The organism is Noviherbaspirillum sp. (assembly GCF_035254685.1).
Lineage (GTDB): Bacteria > Pseudomonadota > Gammaproteobacteria > Burkholderiales > Burkholderiaceae_D > Noviherbaspirillum.
This window is the reverse complement of record NZ_DATFAI010000022.1, coordinates 177,286-202,794: the sequence shown is the minus strand read 5'-3', so window position 1 is coordinate 202,794 and position 25,509 is coordinate 177,286. Positions and strand designations below refer to the sequence as shown.

Below are 25,509 nucleotides of genomic sequence, written 5' to 3'. Positions count from 1 at the left end.
GCAATTTTATTTTTCAGACAGCATGTAGCCTACACTACGCACGGTCCGGATCAGCGATTCCGCATCCTTGAGCGCCTTGCGCAGGCGCAGCACATGCACGTCGACCGTGCGTTCCTCGATCAGCACATGATCGCCCCACACTTTGTCGAGCAGCTGGCTGCGCGAGAAGACGCGTTCCGGATGCGCGAGGAAGAATTTCAGCAGCTTGTATTCGGCATGCCCGATATCGATCTTCTGCCCGTGCAGCTGGACGGTACAACTCACGGGATCAAGTGTGACCGGCCCCGCCGTCATCAGGCTCTGCGCATGCTCGGGACTCTTTCGCCGCAGGAGCGCCTTGATGCGCGACGTCAGCTCGCGCGGCGAGAACGGCTTGGTGATGTAATCATCGGCCCCCTGGTCAAGGCCGGCAATCTTGTCTTCTTCCATGCTCTTGGCGGTAAGCATGATCACCGGCAGTTGCTGGTGCTGACGTTCGGCGCGAATACGTGACAGCAGACGCAGACCGCTCTGGTCCGGCAGCATCCAGTCCAGCAGCACCAGTTGCGGCGTGCGGCGCTGGATGAACTCCCAGGCCTCCGAAGCGCTGTGCACGGCATAAGTGTTCCAGCCGGCCTCCCTCAGCGTGAATGTAACCAGCTCGATAATCGCCGGCTCATCCTCGACAATCAGAATTGTTGTTTTATCGACAGCCATGTTCAGGTGGAGTCATCCTTTTTTGTACGCAAAAAGTCTGTGTGGCGAATGTCCCTGCCCTCCACGACATATATCACATATTCCGCGATGTTTTTCGCGTGGTCGCCGATCCGCTCGATCGCCTTCGCCACCCAAAGTACGTCGAGCGCGGCGGAGATGGTGCGCGGATCTTCCATCATGAAGGTGATCATGGTGCGGATGATGGACCTGAACTCATGATCGATCACCTGGTCCTGCGCGATGATGCGCGCTGCCTGTTTGTCGTCGAGGCGGGCGAAGGTGTCGAGCGCGTCATGCAGCAAGGTTGCGGTGCCGGCCGCCATCACGCGGATCGACTCGTAATGGTTGAGCACGCCGACGGTGCCGCGTTCGTGCAGGTTCTTCGCGCTGCGTGCGATCTTGGTCGCCTCGTCGCCAATGCGTTCCAGGTCGGTAATGACCTTGAGCGTGGCAATCACGGTGCGCAGGTCGTTTGCCGCGGGCTGGCGCTTCACGATCAGGTGGCTGCAGGTGTCGTCGAGAGTGACTTCAAGCCGATTGACGTTTTCATCGGCCTTGATCACCTGCTCCGCCTGCTCCAGGTTCCCGGTGCGGAAGCTGGCGACGGCATCGTTGAACTGGTTCTCGACCAGCCCGCCCATGAGCAGCACTTTCGAGCGGATCGCTTCGAGGTCCAGATCGTACTGTTTTGAAGAATGGTCACCTGGCATCAGGTTCTCCTTGATGAATCAGTTATCGTGTGCCGGCTAGCCGAAGCGACCGGTGATGTAGTCCTGTGTCGCCTTCTTCGCCGGGTTCATGAAGACCTGGTCGGTGTCGCCAAATTCGACCAGTTCGCCCAGGTACATATAGGCCGTGTAATCGGAGCAGCGCGCCGCCTGCTGCATGTTGTGCGTGACAATGGCGATGGTGTAGTCATGCTTCAGTTCGTGGATCAGTTCCTCGATCTTGACGGTCGAGATCGGATCGAGCGCCGAGGTCGGTTCGTCCAGCAGGAGCACGTCCGGCTTGACCGCAATGCCGCGCGCGATGCACAGGCGCTGCTGCTGGCCGCCCGACAGGCTGAGGCCGCTCTTGTTCAGTTTGTCCTTGACCTCATCCCACAGGGCCGCCTTGCGCAGCGCGGCTTCGACACGTTCATCCATTTCGCCCCTGGAAAGATTTTCATAAAGGCGAATGCCGAACGCGATGTTGTCGTAGACGGACATTGGAAACGGCGTCGGCTTCTGGAACACCATGCCGATCTTGGCGCGTAGCAGGTTGACGTCCTGCCCTGCTTCGAGGATGTTGCGGCCGCTGTACATGATCTTCCCGTCGGCACGTTGGCCGGGATACAGGTCGAACATGCGGTTGAAGGTCCGCAGCAAGGTCGATTTTCCGCAGCCTGATGGTCCGATGAACGCCGTGACCTTGCGCTCAAAGATCTTCATGTTGATGTTCTTCAGTCCCTGGAAATTTCCGTAAAAGAAATTCAGGTCGGCGATTTCAAGGGTGGCCTTTTCCGTTGCGATTGCTGTCGATGTCATCGTCATGTCAGTGCGGTGCTTTCTGGCTGAACAGGGTGCGCGACAGGATATTGAGGCCGAGCACGCTGAAAGTAATCAACAAGGCGCCGCCCCATGCGAGGGCGCGCCAGTTGTCGTAGGGGCTCATGGCGAACTGATAAATCACGACAGGCAGGTTCGCCATGGGCGCATTCATGTTGGCGCTGAAGAACTGGTTGTTCAACGCAGTGAACAGGAGCGGCGCGGTTTCACCGGAAATGCGCGCCACCGCCAGCAGCACGCCGGTCACGACGCCGGCCTTGACGGCGCGCAACCGCACCATCATCGCCACTTTCCAGCGTGGCGCGCCGAGCGAGAATGCTGCTTCGCGCAGGCTGTTCGGCACCAGCTTGAGCATGTTGTCGGTGGTGCGCACCACGACGGGGACTGCAATCAGCGAGATCGCGAAGGTGCCGGCCCAGCCGGAGAAATGCTTGACGTTCGCGACATAGATCGCATACACGAACAGGCCGATCACGATGGAAGGCGCCGACAGCATGATGTCGGTAACGAAGCGCGTCACCTGTGCGAGCCAGCTTTCCTCGCCGTACTCGGCCAGATAAATGCCGGCCAGGATACCGATCGGCGTACTGACCAGCGTTGCCGCGCCGACCATCATCAGACTGCCGACGATGGCATTCATCAGCCCGCCGCCCTCGCTGCCCGGTGCCGGCGTGGTCTCAGTAAGCATGGACAGGCTCAGCCCATCGATTCCCTTCAGCAGCAGCGTCACCAGGATCCACATCAGGAAGAACAGGCCGACAGCCATCGCCGCCACGGAGAGCGCAATGCCGATGCGGTGCGCCCACAGGCGCCTGCGGTAAACCGAATTCATGTCTTGGTTCCTTCCTTGCGGGACATGCCCATCAACATCAGTTTTGCCGCGGACAGCACGATGAAGGTAATGACAAACAGGATCAGGCCGAGCGCGAACAGCGACGAGACGTGCAGCGTCGATTCAGCCTCGGCGAATTCATTGGCGAGCGTGGATGCAATGCTGTTGCCCGGTGCGAACAGCGACCATGACAGCGCGTTCGCATTGCCGATCACGAAGGTGACCGCCATCGTCTCGCCCAGCGCGCGTCCGAGGCCAAGCATGACGCCGCCCACCACGCCGTTGCGCGTGTAGGGCAGAACAATCTTGCGCACGACTTCCCATCTGGTGCAGCCGAGGCCGTAGGCCGATTCCTTCAACACCGCCGGCACTACCTCGAACACGTCGCGCATGACGGAAGCGATGAATGGAATAATCATGACCGACAGGATCAGCCCGGCAGTAAGGATGCCGATGCCCATCATCGGCCCGCTGAACAGCTTGCCCACTACTGGCAGCTGCCCCAGCGTTTCGTTCAACAGGGGCTGCACATGGTCGCCGAACAGCGGCGCAAAAACGAACAGGCCCCACATGCCGTAAATAATGCTTGGCACGCCGGCCAGCAGCTCCACTGCCGTGCCGAGTGGACGACGCAGGGACGACGGGCAGATTTCGGTGAGGAAGAGGGCGATGCCGAAACTGATGGGAAAGGCGATCAGCAGCGCGACAATGGATGTGGCCAGCGTACCGACGATGGCGATCAGTGCACCGAATTGATCATTGGGAGGATCCCATTCAATCCGCGTGATAAAACCCGGACCGAACTCTTTGAACGCCGGCCAGGCACCGATTACGAGCGACACAATGATCCCGACCAGCACCAGCAGAACGCTCAACGCAAAGAACAGCGTGAGCTTGTGGAACACGAAATCCTGAAAACGCAGCTTGCGCATGGTTCGCGCCATGTTGCTGGTCATGCCCCCATGTTCGCTGCCCTCGATACGTTTGGGCGCTGCGTCCGGCCTGGATGCCGCGGTGGATGATAGATGTGCAGTCATAAACTCAATTGCCCTTGCGGGCACTTGCAACAGCATGCGACCGCCATCCGTAGAGAGCGGTCGCGATGCGCGATGCATGAAAGGTTGTTCAGGAAAGCTCCGCGCTTACCAGACCGCCTTGCCGGCGCTGTCCTTCAACTGGGCTTTCCACGCATCTTCAACCAGCTTCACAACGGGTGCAGGCATGGCAACGTAATCAAGCTCGTTCGCCATCGTGCCGCCGTTCTTATAGGCCCAATCAAAGAATTTCAGCACTTCCTTGGCCTTGTTCGCGTCGGGCTGCGTCTTGTGCATCAGAATGAAGGACGCGCCGGTGATCGGCCAGCTGGTCTTGCCCGACTGGTCGGTCAGGATCACGGCGAAGCCCGGAGTCTTGGCCCAGTCGGCGTTCGCTGCCGCTGCCTTGAAGGTAGCGTCGTCGGGTTGCACGAACTGGCCGTCATGGTTCTTCAGCTGGGTGTGGCTCATCTTGTTCTTCTTCGCGTAGGCGTATTCGACATAACCGATCGAATTTTTGATGCGCTGCACGTTGGCCGCTACGCCTTCATTACCCTTGCCACCCACACCGGCCGGCCATTTCACCGCGGTGCCGGAGCCGACCTTCGCCTTGAAGTCGGGATTGGCCTTCGACAGGTAATCGGTGAACAGGAACGAAGTGCCCGAGCCATCTGCGCGATGCACGACGGTGATGTCCTGCGCCGGCAGCTTCACGCCTGCATTGAGCGAAGCGATTTCCGGAGCGTTCCACTTGGTGATTTTGCCGAGGTAAATATCCGCCAGCACCTGGCCGGTCAGTTTCAGCTGGCCGGGTACGATGCCCTCCAGGTTCACAACCGGCACCACGCCACCCATGATGGCGGGGAATTGCATCAGGTTGTCTGCCTGCAGGTCTTCTGCCTTGAGCGGCATGTCGGAAGCGCCGAAGTCAACGGTCTTGGCCTTGATCTGCTTGATGCCGCCGCCGGAACCGATGGACTGGTAATTCAGGCCGATGCCGCTGGCTTTCTTGTACTCTTCAGCCCATTTCGCATAGATCGGATACGGAAAGGTCGCGCCTGCGCCGGTGATGTCGGCGGCAAAAGCGGACGAAGCGGTAGAAAACGTGATGGCAAGTCCGGCAGCAGCAGCCGCTGCCGTGAAGAATTTGTTCAGTCGCATATCTGCTCCGTGAAATGTTGTCAAAGTTAGACAGTGCGAACTTTAACGGCGGAATGTGACGGCTTTATGACATGCGCAGGCGGGAACGTCATAAATGTCATACGCCTCATGACAAGCGAAGGCACCTGTCTTGTTATTACAATGGAAACAGTCTAGGCGACGAGCGTCATAGCGCAAGGGAAATTGCGTGCAGGATGAGCCCGACGAGGCCGCCAACGAGGGTGCCGTTGATGCGGATGTACTGCAGGTCTTTGCCGACATGCAACTCCAGCTTGCGTGACATGGTGTCGGCATCCCATTTCCGGATCACGCGAGCGACCAGGTCGGCGATCACTTCGCGGCGTCCGACAATCGTTTCGGTCGCAAAAATCCGTATCCACTGATTCAGCTTCTTTTGCACCGCGGCGTCATTCAGGAGTTCGTTCCCGAAGGAATGGAGCCCGCGCTCAAGCCTGGTGATCAGCTGCGAGTCGGGCGAGGCGATATCGGCTTCCAGGCGGGACTTGATGTCATGCCACACCTCCACGATGTAATTGCGCGTGAGGGGATGCCCCAGTACTTCGCCCAGTATTGCGTCGAGTTTTTCCTCGTATTCGGGCGAAGTGCGCAATTGCTCGATGAACTCGTCGGTCAGGTTCTGGAAGCGCAGACGCCATTCACTGTCCTCATCGCGCATTTCGTCCAGCGTGCTTTGCAAGGCCTCGATCAGGCGGTGATAAAACTTGTCATCGATCACCTTGGGCAGCCAGCGCGGACTGTTTTCATGGATCTTCCAGCGGATGTAATCCTTGTTCTGCTCCAGCGCACGTGCAGCCATCGCCACCAATCGATCGAACACAGCCTGGTGGTGCTGGCCGGCAACCAGTACCGACAACACTTCAGCGACCACGGGTGCAAACTTCGTATTCTCCAGCGCCGCGGCAAGGCGATTCTGCATGAACTGGCGCACGTCATCGTCTTCGATCACGCGCAGGATCGCCGGCACGCTGCGGGCAATCTGCCGTGACACCGCGCGGCTGTTTTCCGGTTGTGCGAGCCAGGACGCGGCAGCACCGGCGAAATCAATCCTGCGCAATTCTTCGCGGATGATTTCCTGCGTGATGAAATTATGTTCGAGGAAATCGGACAGGCTGTCGCCAATCCGGTCCTTGTTCCTGGGAATGATCGCGGTATGCGGTATGGGCAAGCCGAGCGGCGAACGGAACAGGGCCGTGACCGCGAACCAGTCGGCCAGGCCACCGACCATCGCTGCCTCCGCAAAGGCCGAGACAAATGAAAGATGAGGGAACCGCGGCTGGAACAAGCGCGCGACAACGAAAAGCACCGCCATCGCCACCAACAAGCCGGTGGCCAATCCACGGGTTTTCTTTAATTGAGCAGCCTGCTCTTTTTCGTGCATTGATTGGCTGATTCCACTGATGATCTGATATCCAGTTCGAGCATTTTGTCATGGAATTGGTTCACGTATGACAACAGGCATCTCGGAAAAGATGTCATTTCGTCATCCCGTCATGTTCCGTAGGCAGAATCGTTGGGGGGAAAATCATGCCTTGGTCATTGCCCCATGCGAACACGAAGTTCCTGCCTCAGCGGCTTCGTTTCCTTCCTTGTTTTCCTTTGCTGGCCAGGGACGATATCAAGACTTGTTTCGACATGGTGAACGCAGACGGAGTAAGTGGCGGCAGCGATGACATGATCAGCGACATGTTCTGGCAACCGGTCTCAAGCAGGAGATCCGGCATTTCGTCTCGCACTTCAGGGAACGTGCCATGAGACTGCGCGGCGCAGCGCGTATCGTCGCGCTGGCAGAGCGGAAAGACACGGAAGCAGCGCAACTGACGTCCGCGAAGCACAGTTTCACCATCTCCGTCGTCGACTTCATTGGCGGCGCACTGTTTCTGGAGGCGTATCGGAAGCAAGATGCGCAAACCTGAAAGTTGCGCCCGCCGTCCCAGCCCTCCAGGGACGGGCACATCAGGCATCACGCTTTCCCGTCGAACTTAACATAGCGTCAAGCACTCCAACCGACCAGCAAGGGGGTCAAGTTTGCACCGCTCTGCCAACTGGCTCACGTCCGCTAAGGAGAGCGAACCGCCTTCGTACGCCCGCCGGTCCCGACGCAACGCTCACACCCCCACCACCCATTCAGAACACCGGGAATCCCTATGAAACGACAAAGAACGCACCGGGCAACGCCCAATCCATTTATTGTCTGGACCCAGCTAGCGGTGAAAACCAGCGAGATGATGATCACTTCGGCGCAGGTCATCCATCACCGTGCCGGCCGCATTGTGACGGCAGGTGCCCTTCCGAGTGAGCGGGACCGGCGCGAATTCACGTTGATGGGACAGGAAAAGCTCGAAGCCGTGGTCGAATCGGCGCAGGCTGTCGCCACGCGCACGATCATCATTTACACGCAGATCGGCACGCTGGGATTTAGGCAGCTACTGAACAGTACCACCGGCCTGATGAACTTCATCGCAAGTCCGGCCGCGCTGCTGTCGGCCAGCGGCCAGGCGGATCTCCTGCGCGGCGCGATCGATGGGTCGTCGGCGATGGCGTCTCAGCTTTCGAGTGCGCTGGCGCGCCTGGCGCATCACGGGCTGAAGCCGATCCACACACGCGTAACAGGCAACGCCAAGCGTCTTTTGGGAGACTAAGAAGCCGAAAAAAAGCCGCACAAGGCGGCTTCGGCATCCAGGATCACTGGCGGAAAGGGAGGGATTCGAACCCTCGATACGGTATAACCGTATACTGGATTTCGAGTCCAGCGCATTCGACCACTCTGCCACCTTTCCGTTTCTGGTCGTTATGCGGCGGGTCACGCCGCAAAGCATGCAAGTATATCAGAGGTTGCCCGCGGACGGAATAGCCTGTCATCGACATCGCATTCCGTGAAGCAACCGGACGCCAGTCCTTCAGGTTGCCGGCACGAGGCGCTTCAGGCCACCCATGTACGGCTGCAAGGCCTCTGGAATATCCACACTGCCGTCGGCCTGCTGGTAATTCTCCAGAATGGCAACCAGGGTACGGCCGACCGCCAGGCCGGAGCCGTTCAGGGTGTGCACCAGTTCCGGCTTGCCTTGCGCATTGCGGAAACGCGCCTGCATGCGGCGCCCCTGGAAGGCTTCGCAATTGGACACCGAGGAGATCTCGCGATAGGTGTTTTGTGCCGGCAGCCAGACTTCCAGATCATAGGTCTTGGCTGCGCCGAAGCCCATGTCGCCGGTGCAAAGCGTGATCACTCGATACGGCAGGCCGAGCTTCTTCAGGATGTTCTCGGCGTGGCCGACCATTTCTTCGAGCGCCTCGTACGACTTCTCCGGATGCACGATCTGCACCATTTCGACCTTGTCGAACTGGTGCTGGCGGATCATGCCGCGCGTGTCACGCCCATAGCTGCCCGCTTCAGATCGGAAGCAAGGCGTATGGGCCGTCAGCTTCATCGGCAACGCATCGCCGGGAACGATTTCCTCGCGCACCATGTTCGTCAGCGGTACTTCGGAGGTCGGAATCAGGTACAGCGTCTCGCCCTCGCCTTCCTGGCCTCCCTTCTTCGCAGCGAACAGGTCGGCTTCGAATTTCGGCAGCTGACCGGTGCCACGCAGAGAATCGGCGTTGACAATGTACGGCGTGTAGCACTCGGTATAGCCGTGCTCGCCGGTATGCGTGTCGAGCATGAACTGCGCGATGGCGCGATGCAGGCGAGCCATTCCGCCCTTCATTGCGGCGAAACGCGAGCCAGTCAGCTTGGCGGCCACGTCGAAATCCAGCCCGAGCTTCTCGCCGATATCGACATGGTCCTTGATCTCGAAGTCGAAGTTGCGCGGCGTACCCACCTTGCGCACTTCGACGTTGCCCGTTTCATCTTGCCCGACCGGCACGGACTCGTTCGGCAGGTTGGGCACGGAAAGCATGAATTCGCTCATCTTCGCCTGCACGGCATCGAGACGCTCGGCCGAAGCCTTCAGCTCGTCGCCAATGCCGGCCACTTCCGCCATCACCGCCGAGGTGTCCTCGCCCTTGCCTTTCAGCATGCCGATCTGCTTGGAGAGCGTGTTGCGCTTGCCCTGCAGTTCTTCGGTGCGCGTCTGGATCTGCTTGCGCTCTGCCTCCAGTGCGTTGAAGGCGGCAACATCGAGCTGGAATTTGCGCGTGGCGAGACGTGCCGCGATGCTGTCGATGTCTTTGCGGAGAAGTTGAATATCGATCATGGAAATTGGTGCAATGTTGGATGCGAAACCGTCATTGTATCAAGGGGGATTCGGTTCTTCCCCACTTTGCGCAATGTTACTTTTTCTCGCTCTTGCTGGCTTCACGGTCGAGCGAGCGCAGGTAAGCCAGTTTCTCGCCGATCTTGCCCTCCAGCCCGCGCGGCGTCGGCTGGTACCAGCCTGGCTCCTTCATGCCTTCCGGCAGGTAGGTTTCCCCAGCAGCGTAGGCATCCGGTTCGTCATGCGCATAACGGTAGAGCTTGCCGTAACCCAGCTCCTTCATCAGCTTGGTCGGCGCATTGCGCAGGTGTTCCGGCACGGGACGCGACTTGTCCTTGGCGACGAAGGCACGCGCGGCATTGTAGGCGTTGTAGACGGCATTCGACTTGGCGGCACAGGACAGGAAGACGATGGCCTCCGCCAGCGCGAGTTCGCCCTCGGGAGATCCGAGGCGCTCGTAGACTTCGGCGGCGTCCAGCGCGATGCGCAGGGCGCGCGGGTCGGCCAGGCCGATGTCTTCGGTGGCCATGCGGACGATGCGGCGTGCGAGATAGCGCGGGTCGGCGCCGCCATCCAGCATGCGCACGAACCAGTACAGCGCCGCGTCCGGATTGGAGCCGCGCACCGACTTGTGCAATGCGGAGATCTGGTCGTAGAACGCGTCGCCGCCCTTGTCGAAGCGGCGCAGGTTTTCAGCGAGCGCGGTGGACAGCAGGGCTTCATCGACTTCATGCATGCCCTTTGCCGCCGCCGCGCGCGCCACGATCTCCAGATTGTTCAGCAGCTTGCGCCCATCACCGTCGGCGCTGGCGATCAGCGTCGCCTTGGCGTCAGGCGTGAAATCGAGCCCATCCAGCTCCTGGATGCAGGCACGGTCGACCAGTTCATCCAGGTCCTCGTCCGACAACGACTTGAGCACATACACCGCGGCTCTTGACAGCAAGGCACTATTGACTTCGAAGGAGGGGTTTTCCGTGGTTGCGCCGATGAAGGTGAACAATCCGCTCTCGACGTGCGGTAGGAAGGCATCCTGCTGGCTCTTGTTGAAGCGATGCACTTCATCGACGAAAAGAATGGTGCGACGGCCGCTGTTGGCGCGGATCACCTGCGCATGTTCAACCGCTTCGCGGATATCCTTTACGCCGGACAGGACTGCCGACAAGGCGATGAACTCGGCATTGAAGCTGTCGGCCATGAGTCGCGCAAGCGTCGTCTTGCCGACCCCTGGGGGACCCCACAGGATCATCGAATGCGGTTCGCCGGATTCGAATGCGACGCGCAAGGGTTTTCCCGGCCCAAGCAGGTGCTTCTGGCCGATGACATCATCCAACGAATGCGGACGCAGCCTTTCGGCTAAGGGAATCGAGGTCATTGCATAGCGCGGGTCACGCCCGCTTATTGTTGGCTGGGGCGGGTCTGCGCCCGCCTCGCTTCATTGCCGGAACACGTCGGCACCCTTGGGCACCACGAACCTGAACTGCTCCGCGCCCAAAGGCGGGTTCTTCTCGAACTTCGGGAAGCTCAGCAGCGATATCTGGCCGAAGGAATCACGCAATTCCATCGCTTGCGGCACGCCGTCCTTCAGGCCGATGCCGATGCGCTCGAAGGTAGTGTCCTTGGTCTTCGGCGTCGCTTCCAGCCACTCGAGGCCATCCTTGGTGCCGCCCTCTTTCAGCCTGAAATTCTTTTCGAGGTCATTGCTGCCGAATAGGATCGCCGCGGGCGAGGAGCCGAGCGCATCGCCCAGCGGCTTGACCGTCACCTGGTTGAGGTCCTTGTCATAAATGTAGAGCTTGTCGCCGTCCGCCTGCAGCAGCTGCTCGTAGGGCTTCTGGTATTTCCAGATGAAGCGGCCGGGCCGGGCGAACACGAAAATGCCGCTGGCCTGGCTGGATACCTTGGCTGTTCCGTCCGCCGTCTTTACCTGGCGTTGGGTAAATTCACCTTTCGCGGTTTTTGTCGAGCTGACGAACGCCTTGAACTGGTCCAGCGCGGAAGCGCTGGCTATCATCGGCACGGCCAGCGCGCATGCTGCCAGCATGTTCGCGGCACGGCGCAATCGCAGGGGAAACAGGGATTGTAATGTTGCCTGACTCAAAATGTTTTTCCTATTCAGTGGTATTGCTCGCCGGCACCAGGATTTCACGGTTGCCGTTGGATTGCATGCTGGACACCAGTCCGCTCTGCTCCATCTGCTCCAGCAGGCGCGCCGCGCGATTGTAGCCGATGCGCAAGTGCCGCTGCACCAGCGAGATCGAGGCCCGACGGTTCTTCAACACCACGGCGACCGCCTGGTCGTACAGGGCATCGGATTCACCGTTGCCTGCGCCTTCGCCACCAAATGCGGCATCGCCTCCCTCTTCCGCAACGCCACCTTCTAGGATTCCCTCAATGTAATTGGGTTCCCCCTGCGCCTTCAGATGCTGCACCACCCGGTGCACTTCATCGTCGGAAACGAAGGCACCGTGCACACGATTGGGCAGACCGCTCCCCGGTGGCATGTAGAGCATGTCGCCCATGCCGAGCAGCGTCTCCGCGCCCATCTGGTCGAGGATGGTCCGCGAGTCGATCTTGCTGCTCACCTGGAATGCAATGCGCGTCGGGATATTGGCCTTGATCAGGCCGGTGATGACGTCCACGGACGGGCGCTGCGTGGCGAGGATCAGGTGAATGCCGGCGGCGCGCGCCTTCTGTGCAATACGCGCAATCAGCTCTTCCACCTTCTTGCCGACCACCATCATGAGATCGGCCAGCTCATCGATGATGATGACGATGGTGGGCAGCTTCTCCAGCGGTTCCGGCGCGTCCGGTGTCAGGCTGAACGGATTCGGGATCTTTTCTTCCTTTTTTTCGGCTTCGGTGATTTTGGCGTTGTAGCCTGCAAGATTGCGCACGCCAAGCTTGGACATCAGTTTATAGCGACGCTCCATTTCCGCCACCGACCAGTTCAGCGCGTGGCCGGCCTGGCGCATGTCCGTCACCACGGGCGCGAGCAGGTGCGGAATGCCTTCGTACACCGACATTTCCAGCATCTTCGGATCGATCAGGATCATGCGCACCTGGTTCGGATCGGACTTGTATAGCAGCGACAGGATGGTGGCATTGATGCCGACCGACTTGCCCGACCCTGTGGTGCCCGCGACCAGCAGGTGCGGCATCTTCGCGAGGTCCGCCACGACCGGGTTGCCGGCGATGTCCTTGCCCAGCGCGACCGTCAGCGAGGAGTGACTGTCGTTATAGATCTTGGAGCCGAGGATCTCGGTCAGGCGCACGATCTGCCGTTTCGGATTCGGCAGTTCCAGCCCCATGTAATTCTTGCCCGGAATGGTTTCGACCACACGAATCGACGTTAGCGACAGCGAACGCGCGAGGTCGCGCGCCAGGTTCACGATCTGGCTGCCCTTCACGCCAGTCGCCGGCTCGATTTCATAGCGCGTGATCACGGGACCCGGATAGGCCGCCACCACCTTCACCTCGACGCCAAAGTCGGACAGCTTCTTCTCGATCAGGCGGCTGGTGAACTCCATCGTCTCGACGCTGACGGTTTCCTGCGAAGCCGGCGGCTCATCCAGCAGCGACAGGGGTGGCAGGTTAGTGTCGGGCAAGTCGGCGAAGAGTGAAACCTGCTTTTCCTTTTCCACGCGTTCGGACTTCGGCACAGCAACCACCTGCGGCTCGATGCGGATCGGGCTGGCTTCGACAATTTTCGCACGCTCCTGCACCACCACTTCCTCACGCTTGACGGCAGCCACCTGCCCAACCTTTCGGTCCTCGCGCGCGGCATGAAGGTGGCGGATACGGTTGATGCCGTCCTCGATCGCACCACCCACGCGCTCCGCCACGGCCAGCCACGAGACATGGAAAAATAGGCTGAAGCCAACGCCGAACAGCAGCAGCAGAAACAGCGTCGCCCCGGTGAATCCGAGCGCGTTCTGCGCCGCGCGGCCGATCAGCTCGCCCAGCACTCCGCCCGGCGCGCGCGGAAGCTGCGCCTTCAGCGAGTACATGCGCAGGTACTCGATCGCCACGCTTCCCAACAACATCAGCACGAATCCGGTCGAACGGATCCAGACTTCAGTGTGGTGTTCCGGCTCGGGTTCCTTTTGCAGCAGGAAGCGCTGCGACAGGCGGCGATAGCCGACCAGGACCGACCGCAGCATGAAGACGCAGCACCACCATGCGGAGAAGCCGAAAATGAAGAGCATCAGGTCCGCGACCCAGGCGCCGATGCGGCCGCCCCAGTTGTTCAGGTGCGGCACCGCACTTGCATGCGACCAGCCGGGATCGGCCTTGGAATAGGACAGAAAGACAATGATCAGGTAGACAGTCGCGACTGCCAGCGCGAACCAGCGCGCTTCGGACAGCAGGCGTACCAGCCGGTTCGGCAGCGGCGGCGCTTCCGGCGGTTTGTTGTTGCGGGTATAGGCTTGGGTTGTTCGGGTCATAACTGGCTGAAAACACGGCGATGCGCCCGGACGGGCCGTCCAGGGAGGCTAATCTGGCTCGCCATTCGATCCTGCGTGGCTTGTTCGTCTATAATCTTAACCAGTTTTTCGGGCGCAATACGGAATATCTCGGGACACGGTTGAAATTTTGCCGTTTGGCGACATATGCAACTTCTCGAGACAGGAATTTGCCCGTTTTCGCGTCCTCTCCGACCAATTCCAACCATTCCCCAACATACAGCTATGGCAACCACCAAACACGCCAACGTCCTGATTATCGGTTCCGGCCCGGCCGGTTATAGCGCAGCCGTCTACGCTGCGCGTGCCAACCTGAAACCTGTGCTGATCACCGGTGTCGAACAAGGCGGTCAACTGATGACGACCACCGATGTCGAAAACTGGCCTGGCGACCCGATGGGCGTGCAGGGACCGGAGCTGATGCAGCGCCTGCTGCAGCATGCGGAACGCTTCAACACCGAAATCGTGTTCGACTACATCCACACGGTGAAGCTGAACGAAAAGCCGCTGCGCCTGGTCGGCGACAACGGCGAATACACCTGCAACGCGCTGATCATCGCCACCGGCGCTTCCGCGCAATATCTCGGCCTGCCGTCCGAAGAAGCCTTCATGGGCAAGGGTGTGTCCGCCTGCGCCACCTGCGATGGCTTCTTCTACAAGGGACAGGACGTGGCCGTGATCGGCGGCGGCAACACGGCGGTGGAGGAAGCGCTCTACCTCGCCAACATTGCCAACAAGGTGACGCTGGTTCACCGTCGCGACAAGTTCCGCGCCGAGCCGATCCTGGTTGATCGTCTGATGGCCAAGGTCGCCGAAGGCAAGATCGAGCTGAAGCTGAACCACACGCTGGACGAAGTGACCGGCGACGAAAGCGGGGTCACCGGCGTCAACATCAAGTCGACCGACAATGGCGCGGTCAGCAAAGTGGCAGTGCACGGTGTCTTCATCGCCATCGGCCACAAGCCCAACACCGGAATCTTTGAAGGCCAGATCGAGATGCACAACGGCTACATCAAGACCAAGGGCGGCTCCGAAGGCATGGCCACGGCCACCAACATCCCGGGCGTGTTCGCCGCCGGCGACGTGCAGGACCATGTGTATCGCCAGGCGGTCACCAGCGCCGGCACCGGCTGCATGGCCGCGCTCGACGCCCAGAAGTACCTGGAAAGCCTCGAAAGCTGATCCGGCAAGGTTGTAACCCGTTCGCCCCAGCCCTGCGTCGGGGCGAACAGTTTCAGAACGATTCATCATGTCTGGCACCATCAAGGACTTCGCCTCGCTGAAAGCGTTGCGCGCGAAGATCAAATCGCAGGAAGAAGCACGCAAGGAAGCAGAAGCCGAGCGAGTGCGCCGCGAGAAGGAAAACAGGCGCGACAGCGACATGTTCCTGCGCGCCGTCGGTAATGTCGCCCCGCTGAGACCTTCCGGCAAAGTCGAATCCAGCACACCCCGCCCGCCCCCCATCGCACGCCAGCACCTGGCCGATGAACAGGCTGCGCTCGAGGAGTCGTTGTCCGACGAATTCAATGTCGACACCCTGCTCGACACCGACCATGAGCTGAGCTACGCGCGTACTGGCATCAGCGGCGACATCCTGCGCAAGCTGCGCCGCGGCCACTGGGTGATCCAGGGCCAGCTCGACCTGCATGGCATGCGGCGCGAGGAAGCGCGCGAGGCGCTTGCCGAATTCCTCCGCAATGCAGTCAAGCGCGGATGGCGCTGCGTGCGGATCATCCATGGCAAGGGACTGGGTTCCGTCAACAAGGAACCGGTCCTGAAGAGCAAAGTGCGCAGCTGGCTGGTGCAGAAGGAAGAGGTCATCGCCTTTTGTCAAGCAAAGGCCGCCGACGGCGGATCCGGCGCGCTGGTCGTGCTGCTGCGGGCATAGCCTGGCCGGGCAGGCCGACGCATTAGCCTGACAAAGCCCTGTCGCCAGCCTGCTGGCGAATGCCGCTGCTTGCTTTCGCCTCCCGCACAAGTATCATGCAGGGCAGAACCATCCTTATTCCGTCCGCATGTCACTGATCAAAATCATCGAAGTTCTCGCCATCCTGGTCAGTGCGTTTTCCGGCTTTGTCGAGGCGCGCAGGAAAAAGATGGATGTGGTCGGCGTGTTCACCGTGGCATTCATCACGGCCTTCGGCGGCGGAACGCTGCGCGATATCCTGCTCGACAAGCGTCCCCTGTTCTGGGTCACCCACCAAGAATACGCGATCCTGATTTTCCTGCTGGCGCTGGTCGCCGCGCCGCTAATTCGCACATTGCGCTACATCGCCTCGGAGCGGCTGATCGTGATTGCCGACGCACTCGGACTGGGACTGTTTTCGATTGCCGGCGTATCGGAAGCCCTGATCGCGGGAATGCCGCTATTCATCGCTTCCATGATGGGCGTGATCACCGGCATATTCGGCGGCATCCTGCGCGATGTCATCTGCAATGAAATCCCGATGGTGCTGCGTGATGGCCGGCCCTACGCGATCTGTTCCTTCGTGGGCTGCTGGATGTACCTGCTGATGCAAAAGGCCGGGGTGCCGGCAGATTTTTCGTTGTGGTCAAGCGCGCTGGCGATCTGCGGCTTGCGTCTGGCGACGTGGGTAAAAGATATCAGGCTGGGCTGAAAAGGAAGACTGGCCCGGCAGCGCGAGGAACCGGCTGCTGCGCGGGCCGCTCGCGGTCAGACTGCGTCCGGGCCGGTCTCGCCGGTGCGGATGCGGATGACCTGCTCCACGTTGCGAACGAAGATCTTGCCGTCGCCGATCTTGCCGGTGCGCGCGGCCTTGATGATGGCATCGACTGCCTGGTCGACCACCTTGTCATCGATGACTGCTTCGATCTTGACCTTGGGCAGGAAGTCGACCACATACTCGGCGCCGCGGTACAGTTCGGTGTGTCCCTTCTGACGGCCGAAACCCTTCACTTCCGTCACCGTCAGGCCGGTCACGCCAATTTCGCCAAGCGCTTCACGCACTTCATCGAGTTTGAACGGTTTGATGATTGCTGTAACCAGCTTCATAACTACTCCTTAGATTGAATGTCACTCACGAAATCCTGATATGTCCGGATGGCGCCATATGCGTCGCTGCGCGACAGGCGGAGCCTGCTCTTTGATCTTCATCAATCATGCGGCACGCCCCACATCTTCGCTACGATACCTTGCCGTGATGATCTCGGCAATGCTGCAACTCCGCCCAGGGCACCACATTCCGGTGCCTCAAACCTTCCGTCCCATTTTGCGTAGAATGGACAGCACGGCGTCGCGCCTTCCGGCGCATCGCCGGGTAGCGGCACGCAACCGCAGCCTGCATCACCACATGCCGGGCATGGCGACCATCTTTCCCGTAGCCACTTGCGGGCCCCCTCAACCGCGCCGCTGATTTGTGCAATGGGAAACCTGTCATGGTGAAAATTGCAACGGCCGAATCCGAAACATGTATTAACAAACGTGAATTATCGCACGCGAATCATCTCTTCTCTTTCCGACATCGGGCAAGCCGGCTGGGATGAACTTGTCGCAACACAAGCCGACGCCAACCCTTTCCTGTCCTTCGCCTTCCTCGACGCCTTGCATGAGGCCGGATGCGCCTCACCGGACAGCGGCTGGCAACCGCAATTCCTGACGCTGTGGAACGGAACCCGGCTCGATGCCGCGCTTCCGCTGTACGTGAAATCCCATTCGTACGGCGAGTATGTCTTCGACTGGGCCTGGGCCGATGCCTATCGCCGCAATGGCCTCGACTATTACCCGAAGCTGCTGTCGGCAATCCCCTTCACGCCCGTGACCGGCAGCCGGTTGCTGGCGCGTGACGCAGCGGCCCGGGCAAGGCTGGTTGATGCGCTGTGCGCACTCCAGGAAAGCAATGGCCTTTCCTCGACCCATATTCTCTTCCCGCCGGAGGAGCAGGCCCGGACGCTTGAGGCGGCCGGCTTCATGCTGCGCACCGGCGTGCAGTTCCACTGGCTCAACCAGGGCTATCGGAATTTCGAAGAATTCCTGTCGTCGCTCGACCGCAAGAAGCGCAAGAATATCCGGGCCGAACGCCGCAAGGTGCAGGAGGCTGGAGTGCGCTTTCGCTTCGTGACTGGCGCGCAGGCAACCGAGAAAGACTGGCGCTTCTTCAAGCGTTGCTACGACCGCACCTACGCAGCCCACTATTCGACCCCTTACCTGAATCTCGATTTCTTCCACCGCATCGGCCACAGCATGCCGCAGAATATCCTGATCATCGTGGCCGAACGCGACGGCAAGCCGATTGCCAGTTCGCTGGTCATCCATGACGAACACAGCCTGTACGGCCGCTACTGGGGCGCGATCGAAGAGGTGCCATGCCTGCACTTCGAGACATCCTATTACCAGCCGCTGGAGTATTGCATCGAGCGGAAGATCCAGACCTTTGAAGGCGGCGCGCAAGGCGAGCACAAGATGGCACGCGGGTTCCTGCCCCAGAAAACATGGTCCGCGCACTGGCTCGCCCATCCTGCGTTTGCGCAGGCGATCGAACGGTTCCTCGAACAGGAAAGCGGCGGCATCGATGTCTATATCGACGAGCTGGGCGAACGCAATCCGTTCAGGCCGGGCGCAATCAACGACAGTCAGCGCGGACAACAGAACTGAAAGGGATTTCCGCGTGACTGGCACCTGAAGAATTGCTGAAGCCCTACCCTAATGCCTTGCCAAATTCAACACTTCCCGGCATGCTCTTGGCATCATGTCAGCCCTGTCCACAGATCCGGCCAGTCCAACCAGCCCCGCCAGTCCGGCGATCAGCCGGGCGGGCCGTTTCTACATCACACGTGAACTGGGCCGCGGTACCGTCGGCTGCGTCTACCTCGGCCACGATCCGGTCATCGGGCGCGACGTCGCCATCAAGACCTTCAATCCGCGCCTGACGCCATCCGACCGGAACAGGTTCGAACCCCAGTTCATCAATGAAGCACGGGCTGCGGGTCGCCTGTCGCACCCGCATATCATCACCATTTACGACGCTTCGGTGGAGAACGGGACCGCTTATATTGCGATGGAATATCTGCAGGGTCGTGGACTGAACAAGGCGCTCGACACCGGGCACCGCTTCAAGCCGGACGAAGTGGCATCGATCGTCTGGCGGATCGCCGACGCCCTGAACCACGCGCACCAGAACCAGGTGATTCATCGCGACATCAAGCCGGCGAACATCTTCATGATCAAGGACGACCAGCCGAAGCTGATCGACTTCGGCATCGCGCGGGCACCAAACCGGCTTGCGGACAAGTTCACCGATGCGGATGACCCAGCGACACTACTCCATGGCACCAACCTCGTCGGGACGCCCAACTACATGTCCCCCGAGCAGGCATCGGGAAAGCCGATCGACGAGCGCACCGACATCTATTCGCTCGGCGCGGTCATGTATGAAATGCTGGTTGGCCGCAAGCCCTTTCACGCGGAGAGTGCGGACAAGCTGCTGCAGCAGATCATCACCAAGGCACCGCCTGCACCGGACGAGCTGGACCGCAGGGTTCCCGCCGCGCTGTCGCAGATCGTCATGAAGGCAATGAGCAAACGCCCGGAAAAGCGTTACCAGACGGCGGAACAGATGGCTCTCGACATCAAGCGCTATCTGCTGCGGGAAAGGCGGGCGCGCCGCATGAATCTGGCACTGCCACCGGCGGTGCAAGACAAGCCGGACGGCCTCATGGCAGGTATCAGCAAGGTGGCATGGTTCGGCTACATGTCCCTCGCCGCAGCGGCAGTACTCGCAGGCTTTGCGCTATGGCGATAAGGATCAACGCGCGTTGAGCGCACCGAGGATCTGCCCCTTGAGCGTCTTGATCAGCGCAGTCTCGTCCGGCGGAACGCCCTCTGGTGCCGCCTGCATCCGGTCGGCATAGAACAAGCCGATCTGCTTCTTCTGGACCACGAGCGGGAGAAGTATGAAGCTGCGCGCATCCGGGAACTGCGTCCTGTACCAGGGCGGCAGCAGCTCGCGGATCTTCTGCGCAGTAGCGTCGGAAATCATGAGATCGGCGTCATTTTCGAGCGCCAGATGGAACAGGTCGCGCGAGAACGGCGCCGGAAACACAAAGGCTGCCTGCCGTTCCACATTGTTTTCGCCAATGGAAATGCGCGCCTTGAACTGATTGGCCTGCAGGTCCTTCAGGCAGACCGTCGCAAAACGGAACCCCATGCTGTTGTACAGGGTCTCCAGTACGAGCAGCATCAGGTCGTTGACCTTGCAGCGGCCCGAGGCCATCATCTGGGTTACGTCCTGCACCCCTGCCAACAGGAGATCGCGCGCGTTCATGGGCTTGCCACTGGCGTGGCGTTCGGTGACCTGCAGTGGCTCCGTATCTTCAGCAATATTGAGCGTGAGGTCACTGAGTAAATCGGCCTCGTCCTTTTTGCCTTGCGCCCGCGTCTTTTCACCGCGACCTGCAGCCGATTCCGCGGCCGAATCCTCGCCGCCTTCCGCTTGTTCCGCGCTCTCATCGGTATGCAACGCCAGCTCGATATTGGCTGCGAGCGCGCGTACTTCCTGCGCGACATTGCCGAAGAGCTGGTTCAGCTTGGTCTGGTCCAGCTGGAGCGCAGCACCGAAGCGCGCCAATACGGCCTTGGACGCTGCTTCCTGGCTCGGGTTGTTCATGGCGGGAATGAGCCTTGCCGCAGCCGAGCTGAATGCCGCTACCTGCTGCACCCATCCCTGCCTGGTCGTCGCCGGTTTCAGAACGCCGCCCGGCAGCGGAGCAAGCGATGCGACGATTGTGTCCGGCATGTTCCATTCACGCAGGACAGCATCCGCCAGCAGCTCGTAGCTGCAGCCGAGGACCTGCATCGATGCCTGGCCCGGCGAATGGCTACCACTTTCCACCAGCTTGTTGATGCGAGCGTACAGGTCGTGATCGTGGGCCGCGACCAGTAGCCGGCCGATGTTCTTGAACAGTGCAGCGATCGCGGCTTCTTCCGCGTCCTTGTAATTGCTTCGCCGGGCCATTTCGCGGCCGATAATGCTTGCGCATAGGGCATGGCCCAGTTCGTTGCGCACCGCGCGCGCATGGTTACCCGACATACGGTCGACCAGCAGCATCGCAAGAGCCGTCGTCTTGACCGCTTCGAACCCGAGCAGGAAGATGGCCTTCGACACGGTGGTGACCGGTGTGCCGGACGCGGTGCGGTAGGTGACCGTGTTGGCGATGCGCAGGATCTTCTGCGTGAGAGCGACATCCGACAGGATGAAATGGGCAAGATTGCGCACCGCCTCGTCGTCGGATGATGTCATTTGCACCACCCGTGAAACCGAGCTGCCGAGCGTCGGAAGGTCCGCTTCGCTGCTGATTTTCCGCAGAAGGCGGTCGCGTGCGGCCACAGTGGAATCGTTGCCGGCATCCATGGTCCCGGTATCGGCCCTGGGCGGCCTGGTGTTTTCAAAGACCACTTCTAAAGACTCCTGAATATCTGCGGCGCCATCCAATCTATCATGACGGATTCATTCCGGCTTGTCGATGCAGTAGTGTATGTGCGCTGCACTCAATTTTTATCGGCGCGTGTGTTGCGGAATTAAGGGTTGCTTCAGCGATTTGCCCGTCGCGCAGTCGAAAAAAAAGCGCACTGCAAAGTGCGCTTTCAACTTTCAGTCGCAAGAGACTGCTTACTTGCTGTGTTCCCGATTGTAGGCAGCTACGCCATTCATGATTTCCTTCTTCGCCTCATCCGGACCGTGCCAGCCTTCGACTTTTACCCACTTGCCCTTTTCGAGGTCCTTGTAATGCTCAAAGAAGTGCTGGATCTGCTGCAGGCGCAGTTCGTTCATGTCTTCCGGCTTTTGCCAGTGGGTGTAAATCGGCAGTACCTTGTCCACCGGCACCGCCAGCAGCTTGGCGTCGCCGCCTGCTTCATCCTTCATCTTCAGCACGCCGATCGGACGGCAGCGCACGACCACACCGGGGATGAGCGGGAATGGCGTTACCACCAGCACGTCGACCGGGTCGCCGTCGTCAGAAATGGTTTGCGGGATGTAGCCGTAGTTGCACGGATAGTGCATGGCAGTACCCATGAAACGGTCCACAAAGATTGCGCCGGTCTCCTTGTCGACCTCGTACTTGATCGGGTCGGCATTCATCGGGATTTCGATGATAACGTTGAAGTCTTCAGGCAAGTTGCGCCCGGCGGGAACATTACTCAAACTCATGATGCTCTCTCGAAATGAAAAAATTCTGGAATCCGGGGATTATAACGGCTTTCATCCCCGGCTTGTGCGTCGCAGCAGACCTCTGCAAGCGCAAACGGACGATTTGAAGTCGCGTCAGGAGAGCGTCAGAAAGACGTGATAAGAAAGCGGTTTCTACAGGATCGTCGCCAGCGCGCACTGGCGATAATGCGTGGCCGCCTCTTCTGGCTGGTTCAAGGCTTCGTGCAGTTGTGCAAGCTTCAGATGTGCCTGGCGTACGGTCTCCGGTTCGCTTGCCTCGGACAACGCATGCTCCAGGTGACGTTGCGCCTTGCCCCACAGCTTCTGGCGCAGGCAGAGCGTGCCGAGCGTCAGCGCCAGTTCAGGATCGTTCGGCCGCGACTCGAGCCACTCCTCGCAACGTTCGATTTGCGCCAGCAGGGCCGGAGAGCCTTCCGCTGCGGCCGAGTTGCCATAGGCCCGCACCAGGCGCTCGTCCCATTCCATCGCCAGCGCCTTCTCCACGACGCCACGCGCATCGTCGTGCAAGCCCCTGGCATTGAAGGCCCTGGCGGCGCGGATGGCAACGAAGGGCTGCACCCGGTCTTCGGTTGGAATGCTCGCCCAGACGTTGCGGATCGATTCCGTGTCATGCGCCTCGCTCGAGAGCAATGCTTCATAGGCCATCTCGCGCAGGCGTCGCGACAAGGCGGGGTGCAGTGCGTTGCGCTTGTCGAGAAGCCGCACGAGACGCAACACTTCCGGCCAGTTTTTCGCACGCTGGTTGGCTTTCAGCGCCAGGCGCAGCGCGTGGATATGTCTTGTGCCGCTTGAATTCAATTCCTTGATCGCCTCGAGCGCCGGCTCCGGCTCATAGCCATCGATCGACAGCTCCATCGCCGTCATGAGGCGGGCCGTCTTGAGCGACTGGTCGTCCTGTGCCTTGGCAAGCCACATGCCGCGCCGGTCGGGCTGCCCCATGCGGTGTGCGGCGCGAGCGGCGATCAATGCCGACAGGCCGGCGTTCTCTTCGCATTCGGCCGCACGTGCCGCGGCTTTTTCCGCGTGCCCGAACCGTCCTTCGAACAAGGCCTTGAGCGCATCGCGCAGCGCCCGGTTGCCTTCACGCTCACGCTTTTCCCTGCGATACGCCGCCACCCGCTGCGGCATCTGCTGCGCGGTGCGCAGTGCGTTGAAGATCGCGAAAAGCACGATGAACAGCAACGCCACCAGCACGATGAAGAAATTCAGGGAAAGGTCAATGCGATAAGGCGGGTAAAAGAAGACAACGTTGCCGAGGTTGAAGCGCGCCCCTACTGCCAGACCGATGGCGGCTGCGAACAGGATGACGAGCGAAAGAAAGATGCGCATTGTCCCTGCCCTTTACGGCTTCGCCTTGTAATTGCGCACCGCGTTCAGGCTGTCGGCCAGGGTCGGCATTTCGATCGACACATTGCTTGCCTGGATCTGGCGCAGGAGTGTCTGCGTCGCCTGCGTCTGCCTGGCGCGGGTGTCAAAATACCTGCTGATCGCATCCTGTGCCGCGAGCATGTCATTGCGGAACGTCGCTTCGTTGCGCGTCAGCAGCGCCATGCGCGCATTCAGCAAGCGCAGCTTCAGATTCTCGCGCGCATAGTAAGCCTGCGACGGCGACAACAGCAGCGCGTCGGGGACATCGACATTGCGCACGCGGATCAACTGTCGGATTTCCGTCCACATCTCGCTCGACCAGCTGTTCCACTTTTCTTCGATGTCGGCCAGCCAGTCGGAAGCGCGCGACGGCTTGGCGGCTGCCGCCTTGGACCCGGCGGCTTTCGCTGCGCGGCGTGATAACTTCGGCTGCGTCGCGGGCACTACCGGCTTTTCGTCAGACAACAGCGGCATGCTGTCGATCTGGCTGATGACGCTGTCGAGACGCAGGGCGATGCCGGTCAGGTCAACCGTGGGCAGTGACTTGAGCCGCTCCAGGTCCCTGGCAATGGCGCGCCGGATAAGGATGAACTGCGGTTTGTCGGAACGCGACAGCCGGCTGTCTGCATTTTGCAGGGCAATGATCGCGCCCTGCACGTTCCCGGCGAGCTGCAGCTGCTGGCTCGCAGTCGACAACACCTGTTCGATCTCGGCCAACGCCCAGTCGTCGCGATTCTTCGACAGTTCCTGGTACAACTGTTCCAGTGCCAGCTGCTGGCTCTGCGCTTCGACCTGCTTGCTTTCCAGGACATTGACCTTGGCTTGCAGCTCCTTCATGCCATCCTGGACCGATTTTGCGATCAGCTTGGTTTCGGTCGAGAGCGATTCGTCGGCCTTCAGGCGCTGCGCAACCTCCTCGCGCAGGCCCTTGATTTCATGCTGCGACGACCACCACTGCGCGGCCAGCAGGATCGCAACGAGGCCCAGGCCCGCGTAGACCGGCACAAGCGCCTGCCTCAGGCCGGATGCGTTATCACTCTGCAAATACGGGCGCGACGCTGTCGGCTCTGTCGGCTGCGGCGCCTGGCCGGACTGCGTGGATTGACCGGTGTCGTTAGAAGATGGCAATTCGTTCATGCTCGAAATTGTAACGCGGCTAACACCTGTTCGTCGCCGGATCCTGTCTGGACAAGATTGGTGAAGCCCAACGCTTTCGCGTTTTCGGCTATGCGGACATGCGGCACAACGAATCGCTGTCGTTGCAGTTTAACAACAGCTTGTTCACCGGCCAGGTCGCGCACCATGCCGATCAGGGTGCGGAGCGCTTCGGAACTGGTGATGATCCATTCGCTCTCGGCTTCAAGCAGGCGTGCCAGCTTCGCGCGCCCTGTCTCGTCAAGGACAGGAGCGCAACGGCGATAAGCGGCCACCTGCTCAACCAGTACGCCACGGTCCCGCAAAGCATCGGCCAGCAGCTCGCGGCCCGTCTCGCCACGTACGATCAGCACGCGCTTGTCGCGCAGCGCGTCGATTTCGAGCACTTCAAGCAGGGTCTGCGAATCAGTGCGCTGCGGGTCAACAGGACTGATGATCTTCGCATTGGCCGATGTCAATCCATGCTGCGCCAGCGCGGCCTTGCTGCCTGCGCCCATGACCGCAATCGCGACACTCCTCGGCCATTCCGCACGCAGCCTGAATGCCGCATCGATAGCGTTCGGACTGACGAAAGCGACCATTGCATAATTTTCGAGGCTGGCCAGCGCGGCTTGCAGGTGCGTCTGGTCGGGCAAGGGCTGGATCTCCAGCAGGGGAAACACGACAACATCGCGCCCTGTCGCCGCGATGCGCTCGGCAAGCGGTCTGGCCTGCGCCAGAGGGCGTGTGACGACAACGGGTCGGTGTGGTGAGTTTGTCATCTGCAGCAGGAATGGTGGCATCGAGCCGGATTGCGACATGCCCGAGGGGCACGCCGCGGAAACATCATGCATACATCATGCAATCTGGTGGA

24 protein-coding genes and 1 tRNA gene are annotated in these 25,509 nt (G+C 60.3%); 7 read left to right on the top strand and 18 right to left on the bottom strand.

The window, feature by feature from the left end:
• Window positions 1-6: 6 nt before the first annotated feature.
• The 7 genes from VJ698_RS08910 to VJ698_RS08880 form a co-directional block, all read right to left on the bottom strand.
• On the bottom strand, window positions 7-696 hold the full coding sequence (locus tag VJ698_RS08910; protein ID WP_324102385.1) for a response regulator: 690 nt from the start codon (window positions 694-696) through the stop codon (window positions 7-9).
• 2 nt (window positions 697-698) lie between these two features.
• Window positions 699-1,406 carry a phosphate signaling complex protein PhoU gene (gene phoU / locus VJ698_RS08905; RefSeq protein WP_324102384.1) on the bottom strand — a complete coding sequence of 236 codons (708 nt, stop codon included), beginning with the start codon at window positions 1,404-1,406 and terminating at the stop codon, window positions 699-701.
• Window positions 1,407-1,442: 36 nt separating this feature from the next.
• Window positions 1,443-2,222, bottom strand: a complete 780-nt coding sequence (gene pstB, locus VJ698_RS08900; protein ID WP_414691136.1) for a phosphate ABC transporter ATP-binding protein PstB — start codon at window positions 2,220-2,222, stop codon at window positions 1,443-1,445.
• Between the two features lie 7 nt (window positions 2,223-2,229).
• Entirely contained in the window at window positions 2,230-3,075 is an 846-nt protein-coding gene (gene pstA, locus VJ698_RS08895; RefSeq protein WP_324102382.1) for a phosphate ABC transporter permease PstA, read from the bottom strand.
• Window positions 3,072-4,031, bottom strand: coding sequence for a phosphate ABC transporter permease subunit PstC (gene pstC, locus VJ698_RS08890; RefSeq protein ID WP_324102609.1), 960 nt, complete (start codon window positions 4,029-4,031; stop codon window positions 3,072-3,074). Before pstC ends, pstA begins: the two co-directional genes overlap by 4 nt.
• A 186-nt stretch (window positions 4,032-4,217) precedes the next feature.
• Complete coding sequence (pstS, locus tag VJ698_RS08885) at window positions 4,218-5,270, bottom strand: phosphate ABC transporter substrate-binding protein PstS (protein ID WP_324102381.1); 1,053 nt, start codon at window positions 5,268-5,270, stop codon at window positions 4,218-4,220.
• Window positions 5,271-5,436: 166 nt separating this feature from the next.
• A complete protein-coding gene (locus tag VJ698_RS08880) occupies window positions 5,437-6,669 on the bottom strand; it encodes a DUF445 domain-containing protein (protein ID WP_324102380.1) in 1,233 nt (410 codons plus the stop codon).
• Between the two features lie 370 nt (window positions 6,670-7,039).
• Between VJ698_RS08880 and VJ698_RS08875 the strand changes: the two genes are divergently transcribed.
• Entirely contained in the window at window positions 7,040-7,204 is a 165-nt protein-coding gene (locus tag VJ698_RS08875; protein ID WP_324102379.1) for a hypothetical protein, read from the top strand.
• 231 nt (window positions 7,205-7,435) lie between these two features.
• Entirely contained in the window at window positions 7,436-7,930 is a 495-nt protein-coding gene (locus VJ698_RS08870) for a polyhydroxyalkanoate granule-associated phasin (protein ID WP_324102378.1), read from the top strand.
• A gap of 47 nt (window positions 7,931-7,977) precedes the next feature.
• Here VJ698_RS08870 and VJ698_RS08865 read toward each other — a convergent pair.
• The 5 genes from VJ698_RS08865 to VJ698_RS08845 all read right to left on the bottom strand — a co-directional run bounded on the left by VJ698_RS08865 (window position 7,978) and on the right by VJ698_RS08845 (window position 13,929).
• Window positions 7,978-8,068 (bottom strand) — tRNA-Ser (locus VJ698_RS08865).
• A 120-nt stretch (window positions 8,069-8,188) separates the two neighbouring features.
• Window positions 8,189-9,484, bottom strand: a complete 1,296-nt coding sequence (gene serS, locus VJ698_RS08860) for a serine--tRNA ligase (protein ID WP_324102377.1) — start codon at window positions 9,482-9,484, stop codon at window positions 8,189-8,191.
• 76 nt (window positions 9,485-9,560) lie between these two features.
• Complete coding sequence (locus VJ698_RS08855) at window positions 9,561-10,856, bottom strand: replication-associated recombination protein A (RefSeq protein ID WP_324102376.1); 1,296 nt, start codon at window positions 10,854-10,856, stop codon at window positions 9,561-9,563.
• 60 nt (window positions 10,857-10,916) lie between these two features.
• On the bottom strand, window positions 10,917-11,549 hold the full coding sequence (lolA, locus tag VJ698_RS08850) for an outer membrane lipoprotein chaperone LolA (RefSeq protein ID WP_324102608.1): 633 nt from the start codon (window positions 11,547-11,549) through the stop codon (window positions 10,917-10,919).
• A 43-nt stretch (window positions 11,550-11,592) separates the two neighbouring features.
• Window positions 11,593-13,929, bottom strand: a complete 2,337-nt coding sequence (locus VJ698_RS08845; RefSeq protein WP_324102375.1) for a DNA translocase FtsK — start codon at window positions 13,927-13,929, stop codon at window positions 11,593-11,595.
• Window positions 13,930-14,172: 243 nt separating this feature from the next.
• Here VJ698_RS08845 and trxB point away from each other — a divergent pair, with 243 nt between their 5' ends.
• From trxB to VJ698_RS08830, 3 genes are all read left to right on the top strand, one after another.
• Window positions 14,173-15,129 carry a thioredoxin-disulfide reductase gene (trxB, locus tag VJ698_RS08840; protein ID WP_324102374.1) on the top strand — a complete coding sequence of 319 codons (957 nt, stop codon included), beginning with the start codon at window positions 14,173-14,175 and terminating at the stop codon, window positions 15,127-15,129.
• A gap of 67 nt (window positions 15,130-15,196) precedes the next feature.
• Window positions 15,197-15,835, top strand: coding sequence for a Smr/MutS family protein (locus VJ698_RS08835; protein WP_324102373.1), 639 nt, complete (start codon window positions 15,197-15,199; stop codon window positions 15,833-15,835).
• A 127-nt stretch (window positions 15,836-15,962) separates the two neighbouring features.
• Entirely contained in the window at window positions 15,963-16,565 is a 603-nt protein-coding gene (locus VJ698_RS08830; RefSeq protein WP_324102372.1) for a trimeric intracellular cation channel family protein, read from the top strand.
• Between the two features lie 56 nt (window positions 16,566-16,621).
• On the opposite strand, the gene VJ698_RS08825 is transcribed toward VJ698_RS08830, so the two are convergent.
• Window positions 16,622-16,960, bottom strand: a complete 339-nt coding sequence (locus VJ698_RS08825) for a P-II family nitrogen regulator (RefSeq protein ID WP_324102371.1) — start codon at window positions 16,958-16,960, stop codon at window positions 16,622-16,624.
• Window positions 16,961-17,389: 429 nt separating this feature from the next.
• On the opposite strand from VJ698_RS08825, the gene VJ698_RS08820 reads away from it, so the two are divergent.
• Entirely contained in the window at window positions 17,390-18,559 is a 1,170-nt protein-coding gene (locus VJ698_RS08820) for a GNAT family N-acetyltransferase (protein WP_324102370.1), read from the top strand.
• Between the two features lie 94 nt (window positions 18,560-18,653).
• The gene (locus tag VJ698_RS08815; protein ID WP_324102369.1) at window positions 18,654-19,706 is read left to right on the top strand and encodes a serine/threonine-protein kinase; all 1,053 of its coding nucleotides are present in this window, start codon (window positions 18,654-18,656) and stop codon (window positions 19,704-19,706) included.
• A gap of 3 nt (window positions 19,707-19,709) precedes the next feature.
• Here VJ698_RS08815 and VJ698_RS08810 read toward each other — a convergent pair whose 3' ends face one another.
• The 5 genes from VJ698_RS08810 to VJ698_RS08790 form a co-directional block, all read right to left on the bottom strand.
• Window positions 19,710-21,359 carry an HDOD domain-containing protein gene (locus VJ698_RS08810; protein WP_324102368.1) on the bottom strand — a complete coding sequence of 550 codons (1,650 nt, stop codon included), beginning with the start codon at window positions 21,357-21,359 and terminating at the stop codon, window positions 19,710-19,712.
• Between the two features lie 213 nt (window positions 21,360-21,572).
• Window positions 21,573-22,112, bottom strand: coding sequence for an inorganic diphosphatase (gene ppa / locus VJ698_RS08805; protein WP_324102367.1), 540 nt, complete (start codon window positions 22,110-22,112; stop codon window positions 21,573-21,575).
• 153 nt (window positions 22,113-22,265) lie between these two features.
• Window positions 22,266-23,462 carry a heme biosynthesis protein HemY gene (locus VJ698_RS08800; RefSeq protein WP_324102366.1) on the bottom strand — a complete coding sequence of 399 codons (1,197 nt, stop codon included), beginning with the start codon at window positions 23,460-23,462 and terminating at the stop codon, window positions 22,266-22,268.
• A 12-nt stretch (window positions 23,463-23,474) separates the two neighbouring features.
• The gene (locus VJ698_RS08795) at window positions 23,475-24,638 is read right to left on the bottom strand and encodes a uroporphyrinogen-III C-methyltransferase (RefSeq protein WP_324102365.1); all 1,164 of its coding nucleotides are present in this window, start codon (window positions 24,636-24,638) and stop codon (window positions 23,475-23,477) included.
• Window positions 24,635-25,417, bottom strand: coding sequence for a uroporphyrinogen-III synthase (locus VJ698_RS08790; protein ID WP_324102607.1), 783 nt, complete (start codon window positions 25,415-25,417; stop codon window positions 24,635-24,637). Before VJ698_RS08790 ends, VJ698_RS08795 begins: the two co-directional genes overlap by 4 nt.
• Window positions 25,418-25,509 lie beyond the last annotated feature (92 nt).

What these genes read in the sequence shown, in the direction of transcription:
- VJ698_RS08910 (WP_324102385.1), bottom strand. Translation starts at nt 696, where the DNA reads ATGGCTGTCGATAAAACAACAATTCTGATTGTCGAGGATGAGCCGGCG.
- phoU (WP_324102384.1), bottom strand. Translation starts at nt 1,406, where the DNA reads ATGCCAGGTGACCATTCTTCAAAACAGTACGATCTGGACCTCGAAGCG.
- pstB (WP_414691136.1), bottom strand. Translation starts at nt 2,222, where the DNA reads ATGACATCGACAGCAATCGCAACGGAAAAGGCCACCCTTGAAATCGCC.
- pstA (WP_324102382.1), bottom strand. Translation starts at nt 3,075, where the DNA reads ATGAATTCGGTTTACCGCAGGCGCCTGTGGGCGCACCGCATCGGCATT.
- pstC (WP_324102609.1), bottom strand. Translation starts at nt 4,031, where the DNA reads ATGACCAGCAACATGGCGCGAACCATGCGCAAGCTGCGTTTTCAGGAT.
- pstS (WP_324102381.1), bottom strand. Translation starts at nt 5,270, where the DNA reads ATGCGACTGAACAAATTCTTCACGGCAGCGGCTGCTGCTGCCGGACTT.
- VJ698_RS08880 (WP_324102380.1), bottom strand. Translation starts at nt 6,669, where the DNA reads ATGCACGAAAAAGAGCAGGCTGCTCAATTAAAGAAAACCCGTGGATTG.
- VJ698_RS08875 (WP_324102379.1), top strand. Translation starts at nt 7,040, where the DNA reads ATGAGACTGCGCGGCGCAGCGCGTATCGTCGCGCTGGCAGAGCGGAAA.
- VJ698_RS08870 (WP_324102378.1), top strand. Translation starts at nt 7,436, where the DNA reads ATGAAACGACAAAGAACGCACCGGGCAACGCCCAATCCATTTATTGTC.
- serS (WP_324102377.1), bottom strand. Translation starts at nt 9,484, where the DNA reads ATGATCGATATTCAACTTCTCCGCAAAGACATCGACAGCATCGCGGCA.
- VJ698_RS08855 (WP_324102376.1), bottom strand. Translation starts at nt 10,856, where the DNA reads ATGACCTCGATTCCCTTAGCCGAAAGGCTGCGTCCGCATTCGTTGGAT.
- VJ698_RS08845 (WP_324102375.1), bottom strand. Translation starts at nt 13,929, where the DNA reads ATGACCCGAACAACCCAAGCCTATACCCGCAACAACAAACCGCCGGAA.
- trxB (WP_324102374.1), top strand. Translation starts at nt 14,173, where the DNA reads ATGGCAACCACCAAACACGCCAACGTCCTGATTATCGGTTCCGGCCCG.
- VJ698_RS08835 (WP_324102373.1), top strand. Translation starts at nt 15,197, where the DNA reads ATGTCTGGCACCATCAAGGACTTCGCCTCGCTGAAAGCGTTGCGCGCG.
- VJ698_RS08830 (WP_324102372.1), top strand. Translation starts at nt 15,963, where the DNA reads ATGTCACTGATCAAAATCATCGAAGTTCTCGCCATCCTGGTCAGTGCG.
- VJ698_RS08825 (WP_324102371.1), bottom strand. Translation starts at nt 16,960, where the DNA reads ATGAAGCTGGTTACAGCAATCATCAAACCGTTCAAACTCGATGAAGTG.
- VJ698_RS08815 (WP_324102369.1), top strand. Translation starts at nt 18,654, where the DNA reads ATGTCAGCCCTGTCCACAGATCCGGCCAGTCCAACCAGCCCCGCCAGT.
- ppa (WP_324102367.1), bottom strand. Translation starts at nt 22,112, where the DNA reads ATGAGTTTGAGTAATGTTCCCGCCGGGCGCAACTTGCCTGAAGACTTC.
- VJ698_RS08800 (WP_324102366.1), bottom strand. Translation starts at nt 23,462, where the DNA reads ATGCGCATCTTTCTTTCGCTCGTCATCCTGTTCGCAGCCGCCATCGGT.
- VJ698_RS08795 (WP_324102365.1), bottom strand. Translation starts at nt 24,638, where the DNA reads ATGAACGAATTGCCATCTTCTAACGACACCGGTCAATCCACGCAGTCC.
- VJ698_RS08790 (WP_324102607.1), bottom strand. Translation starts at nt 25,417, where the DNA reads ATGACAAACTCACCACACCGACCCGTTGTCGTCACACGCCCTCTGGCG.